The sequence below is a fragment of the Chitinophaga niabensis genome, assembly GCF_900129465.1.
Classification (GTDB): domain Bacteria; phylum Bacteroidota; class Bacteroidia; order Chitinophagales; family Chitinophagaceae; genus Chitinophaga; species Chitinophaga niabensis.
In genome coordinates, this window is sequence record NZ_FSRA01000001.1 from 1,455,829 (window position 1) to 1,469,149 (window position 13,321).

Annotated in this window: 8 protein-coding genes; 7 read left to right on the forward strand and 1 reads right to left on the reverse strand. The window is 47.8% G+C overall.

Annotation, left to right across the window (positions count from 1 at the left end; all coding sequences use genetic code 11):
* Positions 1–92 precede the first annotated feature (92 nt).
* From BUR42_RS05470 to BUR42_RS05495, 6 genes are all read left to right on the forward strand, one after another.
* Positions 93–671, forward strand: coding sequence for an RNA polymerase sigma factor (locus tag BUR42_RS05470; protein ID WP_074238262.1), 579 nt, complete (start codon positions 93–95; stop codon positions 669–671).
* Between the two features lie 39 nt (positions 672–710).
* The gene (locus tag BUR42_RS05475; RefSeq protein WP_074238263.1) at positions 711–1,856 is read left to right on the forward strand and encodes a FecR family protein; all 1,146 of its coding nucleotides are present in this window, start codon (positions 711–713) and stop codon (positions 1,854–1,856) included.
* A gap of 170 nt (positions 1,857–2,026) precedes the next feature.
* Complete coding sequence (locus BUR42_RS05480) at positions 2,027–5,458, forward strand: SusC/RagA family TonB-linked outer membrane protein (protein WP_234979613.1); 3,432 nt, start codon at positions 2,027–2,029, stop codon at positions 5,456–5,458.
* Between the two features lie 20 nt (positions 5,459–5,478).
* Positions 5,479–7,035, forward strand: coding sequence for a RagB/SusD family nutrient uptake outer membrane protein (locus BUR42_RS05485; RefSeq protein WP_074238265.1), 1,557 nt, complete (start codon positions 5,479–5,481; stop codon positions 7,033–7,035).
* 20 nt (positions 7,036–7,055) lie between these two features.
* Entirely contained in the window at positions 7,056–7,886 is an 831-nt protein-coding gene (locus BUR42_RS05490; RefSeq protein ID WP_143197345.1) for a PKD domain-containing protein, read from the forward strand.
* A 58-nt stretch (positions 7,887–7,944) separates the two neighbouring features.
* Entirely contained in the window at positions 7,945–9,390 is a 1,446-nt protein-coding gene (locus tag BUR42_RS05495) for a glycoside hydrolase family 30 protein (protein WP_074238267.1), read from the forward strand.
* A 22-nt stretch (positions 9,391–9,412) separates the two neighbouring features.
* Here BUR42_RS05495 and BUR42_RS05500 read toward each other — a convergent pair whose 3' ends face one another.
* Positions 9,413–11,590, reverse strand: a complete 2,178-nt coding sequence (locus tag BUR42_RS05500; protein WP_074238268.1) for a DUF5916 domain-containing protein — start codon at positions 11,588–11,590, stop codon at positions 9,413–9,415.
* 97 nt (positions 11,591–11,687) lie between these two features.
* Here BUR42_RS05500 and BUR42_RS05505 point away from each other — a divergent pair, with 97 nt between their 5' ends.
* A complete protein-coding gene (locus BUR42_RS05505; protein ID WP_074238269.1) occupies positions 11,688–13,307 on the forward strand; it encodes a DUF4139 domain-containing protein in 1,620 nt (539 codons plus the stop codon).
* Positions 13,308–13,321: the final 14 nt, after the last annotated feature.

Here is a 13,321-nt window from a genome sequence, read left to right on the forward strand (position 1 = left end):
GTAGGTACTTTTTGGTAACCAGTTACCTTGAGTATAGTATTTTTCTTTAGATTTACACAACACACAGTCTGCCAAAATCTACAAATATTATCATGGATAGGGAATTGGTGATACGTATGAAGCAGGGAGATGAAACAGCGTTTACTGCCATTTATCGTCAACTTCATCCTTCATTGTACGTTTATATGCTGCGCTTTTGCAAGATGCCATCGCTTGCGGAAGACCTCGTGCATGATGTATTTCTCAGGATCTGGGAAATAAGGGACCGTATTAACCCGGACCTTCCCTTTATGGGCTACCTCTACCGCATAGCCCGCAACCATACCTTTAAAACCCTTCAGAAGCTCGCTACAGACCGCACATTAAGGGAACAGCTCCTCAATCACATAGCCGCACAGGAATCCGAACAACCGGAACAGCTGGTGAAAGCCAAGGAATACGACCGCCTTTTTCATGAAGCCCTGAACCATATGCCTCCCCAGCGCCTCAATGTTTTCCGCCTTTGCAGGCAGGAGGGCAGAACTTACGACGAAGCTGCTGCCATCCTGGGCATTTCCCGCAATGCCGTTAAGAAACACATGGTACTCAGCATGCGTTTTATCCATGATTATGTATTCCGCTACGGAGATGTAATGATGGCCCTTTACGTGTCCGGAAAAATTATTTTTTAAGCAGGGTACCCTACCCGGGTCTTTTCGGATATTATAGATATGCCACAACAGGAAGAAGACCTTTTACAGCGTTACCTCGAAGGTAAATGTACACCTGAAGAGGTGCTTACATTAATGCAATGGTTAGAGGGAACGGATGCCCACCGTTCCCTGTTACGCCGGATGCAGAGCGAGTTTCAGCGTACCATGGCGGAGCAGCATCAGATATCTCCCGTACAGAGCGATCGTATAGAAGCCCGTTTATTACAGGATATCAGCACGGTAAAGATCGTGAGGATGAAGATCTACCGCCGCTGGATAGCTGCCGCAGCCATCGTGGCAATTTTAGCGGCTGCTAGCACGGTATTTTTACTAAAGGAAAAAGAACGCTCCACTGTACCCCTTGTTAAAACAGAAGTTCCCGATGTAGCCCCCGGCACCAATAAAGCCGTATTGACCCTCGCCAATGGTTCCACTTTAACGCTGGACAGTGCTGGCAACCAGGTGATCAAACAGGGCGCTACCGTAGTACATCAGAAAAATGGTCAACTCCAATACGATACAGAGCGCAACTCCACGGCCGTAGGTTACAACATACTCACCGTACCGCGTGGAGGACAATTCCACGTGGTGCTGCCGGATGGGAGTAAAGTATGGCTGAACGCCGCATCCAGCCTTAAATACCCCACTGCTTTCACCGGGAATGAGCGCCTGGTGGAATTGCAGGGGCAGGGTTATTTTGAAGTCACTAAAAATGCAGAACAACCCTTTATTGTAAAGGTGGAAGAGATGACTGTAAAAGTACTGGGCACCAGCTTTGATGTGATGGCCTACAAAGATGAAAAAGCCATCAACACCACGCTCATAGAAGGCGCCGTAAAAGTGAACGATCAATTGCTGAAACCCGGGCAGCAGGCTTCCCTCGATAACGCCAATGGTTGTATGTACGTGTACAATAATGCAGACATTCAGCAGGTGATTGCCTGGAAGACCGGCTTCTTTGAATTTGATAACGCTAAGCTGGCAGACATTATGCGCCAGGTTTCCCGCTGGTACGACATTGACATTACATACAACGCGAATACAGAACCAAAACTATTCGGTGGGCGGATCAGCAGAAACCTGCCCCTTTCCGAAATATTACATATGCTCGAAGCTAACGGAGCAAAGTTCAACATGAAAGGAAGAAGTTTATCAATAGAATAAATCCACGTATAACCTAAATCTAATCGTTATGAAAAAAACTACTACAAGTTAATGTAAAGGCATGCCCATAAAAAAACCGGAAGCGCTTGCAACACCTCCGGCAACGTCTGGGTATCCCTAATCGTCCCGTTAAGAACTGATATTTCGTAATTCCCAAACAATGCAAAAGTATGAAATTAAACTTTAGTGGCGGAGCTGGCACCGCTCAAAGCCCACATGTACTTCGTAAATTCCTCGTCGTTATGAAACTTACCACCTTCCTGATGCTCGTAGCCTGTCTGCAGATCAGTGCAAAAGGCCTGAGCCAGCAGATCTCCATTAAGGAAAGGAACGCTCCCCTTAAAAGGGTGCTGAAAGAGGTAGCCCGCCAGGCCGGTATTTCCATTGTTTACGATGAAAGCCTGATGGCCCGTTCCAACCCTGTGAACATAGAACTCAAAAATGCCACGGTAAAAGAAGCTTTAGACCTTTTACTCCTGAACCAGCCCTTATCCTTTTCCATGGAAGGCCAGCGCATCACCATTCTCCAGTTAGCAGCTGATCCAAAACCTATTGCCGATACCGGTTTACTTATCACCGGCCGTATCCTGGGGGATGCCGGAGAACCTATTCCCGGCGCCACCGTAAGGATCCAGGGAACCACTTCCGGTACCACGGCAGATGCCAATGGCCAATATTCCATCCGGGTGCCCAATGCCAAAACTTCCCTGGTTTTCAGCTTTATTGGTTATGCCCCGCAAACCCTCAGGCTCAGTGGCAAAACACTCAATGTAACCCTCCAGCTTTCTGAAACCGCATTAACGGAAACCGTAGTGGTGGGATATGGTGTTCAGAAGAAAAGTGTGGTAACCGGCGCTATCTCCAGTGTTCGTGCCAAAGAACTGGAAGATATGCCCATTACCCGTTTGGAACAAGCCCTCCAGGGCCGTACTGCCGGAGTGATCATTGCCCAGAACTCAGGCCAGCCGGGTTCTGCCGCTGCTGTGAGAGTGAGAGGTACCACCTCCTTCTCCAACAACGATCCCTTATGGGTAGTGGATGGTGTGGTGGTAGACAATGGCGGTATCGGTTACCTGAACCAATACGACATTGAATCCATAGAGGTATTAAAGGACGCCGCTTCACAAGCGATCTATGGTGCCCGTGCCGCTTCCGGCGTTATCCTCGTTACCACTAAAAAAGGGAAAGCAGGAAAAGTGACCGTGAACTATAATGGGTATTACGGAACTTCTGCTCCCGCCCGCAAGCTCAAATTACTTAACGCCACTGAATATGCCACGCTCCGCAACGAAGCCGCGGCCGCCAATGGGAGTGCTTTGCCTTATGCAGACCCAAAATCCTTTGGCGTGGGAACAGACTGGCAGGCACAGATCTTCAACAACGATGCCCGCCGCCAGAACCACGAGCTGAGTGTAAGTGGTGGTAATGAAAAATCCACTTATTATACCTCTTTCGGTTACCTGAACATGGAAGGGATCGTTGCTTCAGATATCTCTAAATACCAGCGTTTCAATATCCGTATCAACTCTGTACATAAACTAACAAAATGGCTCACCTTCGGAGAGAACATCGGATATGCCTATGATAAAAGCGTAGGCCTCGGTAATACCAACAGCGAATTTGGTGGCCCTTTAAGCTCTGCTATCAACCTGGACCCTATTACACCCGTAGTAGTAACAGATCCTGCAATAGCGGCAGCTGCACCTTACAACAATGTGGGGGTAAGGAAAGATGCACTGGGCCGTCCATATGGCATCTCTTCTGCAGTAGGGCAGGAAATGACCAACCCGCTGGCCTTCATCTCAACCCGCATCGGCAACTATGGCTGGTCTCACAACGTAGTGGGCAACGTTTACCTGGAAGCTGAACCCATTAAAGGATTGAAGTTCCGTTCCACCATGGGTGCCAAGATCGCTTTCTGGGGCGGCGAAACTTTCACGCCCATTTCCTGGTTGAACTCTTCCAACATTTCCTCCCGTACTTCCTTCAACCGCAGCATGAACGAAGGGTACAACTGGAACCTGGAAAACATCGTATCCTATTCCCGTGCCATTGGCCAGCATAACTTTACCGTGCTGGCTGGTCAGGGTGCTTATATGGATAGCCGTACCCGCAACATCAACGTTACTTTCAACGATGTGCCGGCAGATAATTTCAAAGATGCTTCCCTCAACTTTAAAGTGCCGGCAGACAAACGTTTATCTGACGGGGGAGAAGGAGCCGATCACCGCGTTGCTTCTTTCTTTGGAAGAGTGAACTATAACTATAAAGAAAGATACCTCGCAGAAGGTATCATCCGCTGGGATGGTTCCACCCGTTTTGGTTCTAATAACAAGTACGGCAGATATCCTTCTTTCTCTCTGGGATGGGTGCCTTCCATGGAAACATTCTGGCCGGAAAACAAAGTGGTAGACCGCCTGAAGATCCGTGGTGGTTATGGTGTGGTAGGAAATGATAACATCGGCAACTTTGCTTATCTCTCCACCATCGGTAGCGGACGCAATTACACTTTTGGTAATAGCGGCAGCTACCAGGTAGGTTACAGTCCTAATGCCCCTGCAAACCCTGATCTGGCCTGGGAAGAAACCAGCCAAACGAGTATTGGTTTTGATGCGGACATCCTCAGGAATATCCGCCTCACTTTTGAATGGTTCAGAAAAAGGACCACGGGTATCCTCCAGAATCCCCGGATCCCTGCTTATGTAGGCGCTATCGGTAACCCTGCGGATAACATAGCTTCCATGAACAACACAGGGCTTGAACTGGAACTGGATTACCGCAACCACATCGGCGATGATTTTGAATTCAATATAGGCGGTAACGTTTCTTATGTGAAGAATGAAGTAACAGACCTGGGCCCTGGTATCAGTTACCTGGCAGGTGGCCAGACCTTCCAGACCATGGGAGCTATCACCCGTACTGCCATTGGTCAGCCACTGAACAACTTCTTTGGATACAGAACAATGGGGGTGTTCCAAACCCAGGCAGATGTAGATGCCTACATCGGAAAGGATGGAACAAAGATCCAGCCCAATGCAAAACCCGGAGACTTCCGCTGGAAAGATGGCAACGGCGATGGAAAGATCACTGAGCTGGACCGTGAATTCATGGGCACGCCCACACCTAAATGGACCTATGGTTTTACCGTAAATGCAGCCTATAAAGGATTTGATCTCGTGATCTTCGGACAAGGCGCTGCCGGCAACCAGATCTTCCAGGGCCTGCGCCGTTTGGATATCGGAAATGCCAACTGGCAGACAAAAGCATTGGAACGCTGGACCGGCCCCGGTTCTACCAATACTTATCCAAGGCTGATCACATTGGATCCCAATAAGAACTTCACCAATCCATCTGATTTCTATTTGGAAAATGGTGATTACTGGAGATTGAAAACAGTACAAATAGGTTACTCCTTACCCAAAGCATTGATCAACAGGATAGGCCTGCAGAAATTACGTGTGCACATTATGAGTGAGAACCTGCTCACCTTCACCAAATATACCGGTTACGATCCTGAGATCGGCGGAGGTGTATTGAGCATCGATCGTGGTATCTATCCACAGGCACGCTCTTTTATGGCAGGCATGAATGTTACTTTCTAATGTTTTAAAAGCTGATCAAAATGAAAAGAAGACATATTCCATACGTTATCGCTTTAACAGCAGGCTTGCAATTAATGAGCGGCTGTAATAATTTCCTCGATATCAAACCAAAGGGAACTGACCTGGAATCCAATTTTTACCGCAATGAAGATGAAGCTTTCAAAGCACTCATCGCTGTATATGATGTAGTAGGCTGGCAGGGCAATGGTTATGTAACAAGGGTAGGTACTTTTAATGCTGCTTCCGACGATCATGTGGCAGGTGGCGGCGGCCCGACTGATATCAACGACTTCCAGGTTATTTCCAATTATACCCTCACACCTGAAGTAGGCCCGCACAACGAGTTATGGCGGAAAGGTTTCTCCGGTGTGTTCCGCGCAAACGTGATCCTCACTAAACTGCCAAACATACCCATGGATGAAAACAAAAAGAAAAGGTTCACCGCAGAAGCAAAATTCCTGCGCGCCTATTTCTATTTTGATCTCGTGCGTATGTTCAAGAACGTACCGCTCTTCACCAAACCCGTGCAGACCAGTGAAATGTACAATGTGCTGCAGGCGCCTCCGGCAGATGTTTACAAACTGGTGGAGCAGGACCTGAAAGATGCCATCGCTGAAGCGAACCTGCCCAACACAGTGCCCATAGCCACAGAAGGCGGCAGGGTTACAAAAGGAGCAGCCCATGCTTTACTGGGTAAAGTATATCTCTATCAGCAACAATGGGCAGCAGCTGTTACAGCGCTTGAAAATGTAAATGGCACAACGCCGGGGCAACTAAATGCCACCTATGGTTACAAGTTGCTGGACAATTTTGCCAATCTCTGGAAATCTGATCTTGCTTCAAAGTTCAACAGCGAATCTGTCTTTGAAATATCCTATACTTCCACTTCGGCCGGTGGCTGGGGCTGCGTATCCTGCACGGAAGGAAATGTACTCAACATCATGGTAGGCCCGAGAGGATATAAAACCCTTACAGCCGCTGCGCCGGATTATGCTTCCGGCTGGAGCTTCCTGCCCGTCACCACTTCTCTTTTTGATGCCATCCATTTTGACCCGCGTTATAAATCCACTGTTGCTAACCTGGACAGCCTGGAGAAGAACAACATAGCGACGTATGAAAAAGGTTATATGAACACCGGTTACTTCCTCGAAAAACTGGCAGGCAGGTTATCCAACAAAACCACCGGCGGTGGCGCAGTAGAATTGAACTATCCGCAGAATATCTATGATATCCGCTTAGCAGATACTTACCTGATGGAAGCAGAAGCACGCGTGCGTGGAGGAGAAAGTGGTGCAAGCGGCACCCGCTCCTATGCATTGCTGAATGCGGTGCGCGCACGTGTGGGATTAGGTCCCATCCTCGCTACCATCGATAATATCTTTGATGAAAGAAGACTGGAACTCGCCGGAGAAGGGCATCGCTGGTTTGATCTCGTAAGGTCTGGCAAAGCAGCTACCAATGCGGTTTTACTGGCCCGTGGTTTTAAACCGGAAAAACATTCGATCCTGCCTATTCCATTACTGGAGCTGGATAATACCAAGATGGAACAAAGCAAAGAATGGGGAGGAACAAAATGATCATCAAAAAAATGCACAACATGAAGTTACTATATAGCATAACGGCTGCTTTATTACTGGCAGCCTGTTCTCCTGAATCAGAAAAAATGGACCTCGTTTCTGCTGCACCGGCTACTTTTACTGCAGTGCCGCTGGCAGCGAACCCTAACAAGATCGTAGTGACCAGTACCACTTCCGGCGGATTTATCTGGAAGTGGCAATATGGTGCCAGTGGTACCTCCGCAAAAGAAAAAGATACGCTCACCTTTTCCAAAAAAGGTAATTACAATATACAGCTCACTGTTTTCACCAGGGGTGGATTTACCACAGCAGCACAAGCGGTGACCATTGCAAACGATCTGCCCGCAGTAGATATCCTCAAAGGAGGAAATATGGAAGCAGGCAGTGAAGCACACTGGACCCTGCTGAATACCGGCGGCGCACAAACCACTATTGCCATAGCAGGTGGTGTGATGAGGTTCTCCAATACGGCCAATTCCAACGGTGGTATTTACCAGGCCATTAATGTAATAGCAGGGAAGGAGTATACTTTTTCCGGAAAGGTAAAAGGCGCCGGTGCTACCAACTCCTGGTTTGAAGTGGTATTTGGTACCACTGCCCCTGTACAGGGTGCAGATTACAGCGGTACCAAATGGAATTCCATGAACACCTGGTCCGGATGCGGTATCTTGCCTTTCAATGGAGACCTGGCAGAGATCGGTTGTGACGGAGATGGAAAAGGTAAAGGCGGAAAGATGAAATTCACGGCTACCGGTAAAGTGTACATGGTGATCAAAGCTGGCAGCTCCGGCGGTACATTAGGTACCGGTGGTATAGAAATTGACGATATTAAATTTTTAGAAGAGCAATAATTACCTGGCATAACGGCTGGTAGTATTCTTGCTGCCGGCCGTTATAAATTTATGAACCATGAAGCAAAAAATATCTCTGACACTAATTGTCTGGGCCTTTAGCGCCATCTGTTGTAAAGGAAACGGAGGTGATGCCCCCGGTCCTGTAGGCCCGCCACCCGGCCCTCCGGGACCAATAGCCTCTGATGTGGCCTTCTGGTTAACCAAACCGGATAAGTCCGTATTATTCCAGAAACAAAATGTAAGCCTGGTGTTTAAGGATGCCGCCAACGCATTCCCCACCATCACGGTAGATGATACACAATCCTTCCAGGGCATTGATGGTTTTGGTTATACCCTTACGGGAGGAAGTGCCACCCTCATTAATTCCTTATCTCCTGCCAAACAGGATGCGCTCCTGAAAGAATTATTCCTTTGGGACAGTACTTTCATCGGTGTTAGTTACCTCCGTGTAAGCATTGGAGCCTCAGACCTGAGCGCCAGTACTTTCTCCTATAATGATCTGCCTGCGGGGCAAACAGATCCTGATCTGCTGCAGTTTAGCATCAGTAAAGAACAAACAGACCTGATCCCTGTATTGAAGAAGATCGTGGCGCTGAACCCCCATATCAAAATATTGGGTTCACCCTGGAGCGCACCTACCTGGATGAAAACCAATAATGATTTCAAAGGAGGCAGCCTGAAGCCGGAATTTTATGGTGTATATGCAAAATATTTCGTAAAATACATTCAGGCCATGAAAGCGGAAGGTATTACGATCGATGCTATTACTCCCCAGAATGAACCCTTGCATGGCGGAAATAATCCCAGTATGGTGATGCAGGCTGCTGAACAGGCGGCATTCATCAGGGACCACCTGGGGCCAGCCTTCCGGGCGGCGAATATCACAACCAAAATCATTACTTATGATCACAATGCAGATCGCCCTGATTATCCTGCTGATATCCTTAAAGATGCTGGAGCCAGGCAATTTGTGGATGGTTCGGCTTTTCATCTTTATGGTGGTTCTATTTCTGCTTTAACCCAGCTGCACAATGCTTTTCCCGATAAACATATCTACTTCACGGAACAGTGGGTAGGTGGCCCCGGAAATTTTGCAGGAGACCTCCAATGGCACATTTCTACCCTCATTATCGGCGCCACGCGTAACTGGAGCCGTAATGTGCTGGAATGGAACCTCGCCGCAGATGCCAATTATAAACCGCATACAGAAGGAGGATGCACCACCTGCCTCGGTGCCCTCACTATTGGTACAGATGTATCAAGGAATGTAGCCTATTACATCATCGCACACGCATCGAAATTCGTAAGGCCGGGCTCAGTACGTATTGCATCAGACATTTCCGGCAACCTGGAAAATGTGGCATTCAAAACGCCGGATGGAAAAAAAGTACTGATCGTGCTGAATAACGGGAATGCTCCGCAATCGTTTAACATCCGTTTTAATGGAAAAACAGTCACCACGGAACTGGTGAATGGTGCCGTAGGAACCTATGTATGGTAAACCAGGATTTATGCATGGTGAACTAGAGGTTTAACCAATACACCAGTTTAAGCACCAAAGCCCTGTTTTTAACGTAGTAAGGTTCCGGAAGGTAATTGTCCGTATATACAATGAACAGGTCTGAAGCGGGCCGGTAACGCCATTGCAAACGCGTATTCAGGTTCACATTCTTCATCTGTTCATTGTATTGCATAAAACCTGTGAAGAAAAGTGTATTCGTCATGGTTACATCCACACGGGGCCCCACCAGCCAGAAAGCCTGGTTGCCCCATGGCTGCGGTAAACGGATGTCGTTATAGTTCGCGCTCAAAGCTAGGCTCACATAAGGCTGAAAACGATACCCCAGTTCTCCCGTAAAAGTAAAGCGTTTGCCATCTGCATAATAACCGCCATAACGGGTGGATAATGCATACGTAAAAAGGCTTTGCGGTTTGGAAACATAATCCGCGCCGATGGTGTTCCAGCTATGCCGTGTACCCGCGGCCAGGCTATCCTTCCCGATATTCACGGGGTCAAAGGGTTGCAGTAATTTGATATAGCTCGTAGAGCTCCATAACGTAAAAGTATTGCGCTGACGGAACACCATGCCATAGGATAACAATACTTCATTATCCGTACGTTTCATTTTTTCATCAAAGAAATTAGTAGTGCTAAGCTGTGGTCCATGACTCAGCAGCGCACCTTTCTTTGGGAAAAAGAGCCGCGTGATCTGCGGGTTCAGTTTGATATACCCCTTCCTGGGTACATAACCCACTTCTGCATTATAATTGTTACCAACGTATTCATGCTGCCAGCTGATATTCCATACACGGCTGGTGTATTGCAGGTTGGCGGCATGCACCCAGTCTTTCCCTGATCTGCCCGGTGTATTGGATTTTAACACCATGGCTTTCCCTGTCCAGAAATTATTAGCAGAGGCCAGGTTGTATTCCAGCCCGTAGTTGCGGTTGTAGCGATTGTAAACAGGCTGGCCCGGCAATGCTTTGTCCGGGTTGTAGTTCAGTGATTCTTTATTGATAAAGATGAACCCCACATTGGAACGTGCAAACACACGCCTTTGCAGGGCAGCCACTGTGAAGTTCTGTGCAGGTAAAGCGGTAGAAGTTTGTTTGCCCGTTTGCATATTCATCACGCCCAGGCGCCAGTCTTTATTCAGCTTGCCACTTAACCGCGCACCAAAATGAATGGGCACGCCAAGGCCTATACGCCGTGAAAAGAACGGACGGATGGTGGAATAGCCAAAGTTGGTGAACTGATCCCCATTCTCGAGGAAGAACTGCCTTCTTTCAGGAAAGAACAATTCAAAGCGGTCTAAGTTAGTCACCTGTTTATCTACATCTACCTGGGAGAAATCAGGGTTCACGGTAAGGTCCAGGTTGAGGGAGGAAGTGATGCCTATCTTGGCATCCAGCCCTGCGTCTCCACGGAATGCAGCATCTTTCTCATTCTCATAGTTCTTATTCACACCACCCAGCAGGTAAGGAATAACGGATACATTCACGCCCGGATCTGGCGGAGGCACATCCCAAACGAGTACCCCTGTATAAGCCAGGGAAGCAGAAGGAAATTGCCGGGGTACCGGTGCCCAGCTGCTTTTCTCTGTTGTTTTCAGATCATTTCTGCCGAAGTTTATGCCCCATTGCGTAATACCTTTTTTATAGCGGATAGATTTGAAAGGGATGGCTGCTTCAAAGATCCATTTGTCAGGATAGTTCTTTACTACGGAACTCCATTTGTTTTCCCAGCTCAGGTCTACCTTCCCGCCATCGTACATCAATCCGTCCCACTGCGCACCTGCGGCATTGGCACCAAAGGAGAAACCATTCGTCTGATCATCAAAAGGGTCCATGAAAAGCAGGAAGTTATCATTCTTCAGGAAGGCGAAGTCGCGGCGGAGGGATTCTACCATGTAAGGGCCGGGGGCACCATTATAATTCACTACCAGCAGGTAGATATTCTTATCATCATACGTCATTTGTACATCCGTACGCACTTTTGCATAACTCGTGTCCATGGGCAGGATCATGTAAAAGTTGGTAGCCGTGTCCGATGCAGCCCAGGCTGGTTCATCCACTATACCGTCAATTTTAACAGGGGAAGTTGCCCTGCGGATATGCAGCTGGTAGGCATCATTCTTCTTTTGCGCAAAAATGGGCAGGCTGAACAGACAACAGAAAAGTAGGCAAGAGTAAAGTCGCACGCTAGAGTAGTTTCCGGATTAAGCGTACAAAATACAGAAATCACTTCATTTATGCAATTATGAAGAAAACTGCATCTTTACCAAAAATACCGTGTTTATGAAAGTCTTATGGACATCTTTTTCTTTGTGCCTGATCAGCATCAGCGTATTAGCCCAAAGCCCTCTGACAGGGCAAGCCAGCCTTGAATCTGTGACCGTTTACCGGGTAGGGGCGGAATTGAATCACAAGGCCCGTATCAGTCTGCCTAAGGGCAGGAGTGAGTTGCTGATCAACAATGTAGCCAATGTGCTGGACGAAAACAGCCTCCAGATAGCAGCAGGTGCCAACGTGACCATTATGTCCGCCACTTTTGAAAGGAACTTCCTGAAAGATGAAAATAAAAGTCCTGCCTATCTGAAGCTGGAAGACAGCCTGAAAGTAGCCAGCCGGGAACTGACCAAAACCCGTAATATCCGCACTTCAGAAGAAAATACCCTGGTGCTGCTGGATAAGAACCAAAGCCTGCACGGTAACTCCGCTTCCGTAGCTGAGCTGATCAAGCTAGCTGATTACTATAAAACCAAACAATTGGAACTCCGGAACAGTGTTGCCCTTCTGAAGGAAAAAGAAGTAGTGCAGGAAAAGCAGGTAACAAAGATCCAGCAGCAGCTGGAAGAGTTGAACGCCAATCCTGATAAGAATGGCGGGCAGCTGGTATTGCAGGTGATGGCAGAGAATGCAGCCACTACAGATATTTCCATCAGTTACCTCACCCCCAATGCCTACTGGACGGTATACTATGATCTGCGTTCGGATAAAACCACTGAGCCTTTAAAGATCCTTTACAAAGCCAATGTGATGCAATCCACAGGAATAGACTGGAAGAAAGTAAAGCTTACTTTGTCTACGGGTAATCCTTCACAGAATGGCACAGCGCCGGTATTATCCGCCTGGTTCCTCCGTTATGGCACGGAATATCAGCTCCGGGGCCGTGTAGCGGGAACACAGATGCAGAACAGGATCCAAACATTAGAGGAAAGGGCTGCGCCTCCAGCGGCACCTTTAGCAGAAATGGTGGTTACCCAGGATAAAGGTATTGCAGATTTCACCACCGCTAACGAAAACCAGCTCAGTGCCACCTTCGATATTGATATCCCGTACGATATTGCTCCCACCGGCAAACAGCACAGCGTAACACTTAAAGAATACACGGTTCCTGCACGTTACAAATACTATGCAGTACCTAAAGCAGATCCTGATGCCTTCCTGATGGCAGAGATCACGGATTATGAGAAGTTTAACTTTTTACCGGGAGAAGCCAACATTATATTTGAAAACATGTACGTAGGTAAATCGTTCATCGATCCCAATGCTACATCAGATACGCTCAATCTCAGTGTGGGCCGTGATAAGAAAGTGATCGTAAAAAGAGAGAAGATCACGGATGTGGCTGCCGGTGTGAAATTCCTTGGCAGTCAGAAGAAACAAACATTCACTTACGAGATCCGTGTGCGCAACGCCAAGAAAGAACCCGTGAACCTTCTGCTGAAAGATCAGTACCCTGTTTCCACAGATAAGAACATGGAAGTGGAATTACTGGAATCCTCCGATGCAGCCGTGAATACAGAAACCGGTGTGTTGACCTGGAAGCTGAGCATTGAGCCGGGAGAAACAAAGAAAGTGCGGTTAAGTTATTCCGTGAAGTATCCCAAAGATAAGATCATTGCTAATCTGTAATAAAAAAGCCGGAT

What these genes read in the sequence shown, in the direction of transcription:
- BUR42_RS05470 (WP_074238262.1), top strand. Translation starts at nt 93, where the DNA reads ATGGATAGGGAATTGGTGATACGTATGAAGCAGGGAGATGAAACAGCG.
- BUR42_RS05475 (WP_074238263.1), top strand. Translation starts at nt 711, where the DNA reads ATGCCACAACAGGAAGAAGACCTTTTACAGCGTTACCTCGAAGGTAAA.
- BUR42_RS05480 (WP_234979613.1), top strand. Translation starts at nt 2,027, where the DNA reads ATGAAATTAAACTTTAGTGGCGGAGCTGGCACCGCTCAAAGCCCACAT.
- BUR42_RS05485 (WP_074238265.1), top strand. Translation starts at nt 5,479, where the DNA reads ATGAAAAGAAGACATATTCCATACGTTATCGCTTTAACAGCAGGCTTG.
- BUR42_RS05490 (WP_143197345.1), top strand. Translation starts at nt 7,056, where the DNA reads ATGAAGTTACTATATAGCATAACGGCTGCTTTATTACTGGCAGCCTGT.
- BUR42_RS05495 (WP_074238267.1), top strand. Translation starts at nt 7,945, where the DNA reads ATGAAGCAAAAAATATCTCTGACACTAATTGTCTGGGCCTTTAGCGCC.
- BUR42_RS05505 (WP_074238269.1), top strand. Translation starts at nt 11,688, where the DNA reads ATGAAAGTCTTATGGACATCTTTTTCTTTGTGCCTGATCAGCATCAGC.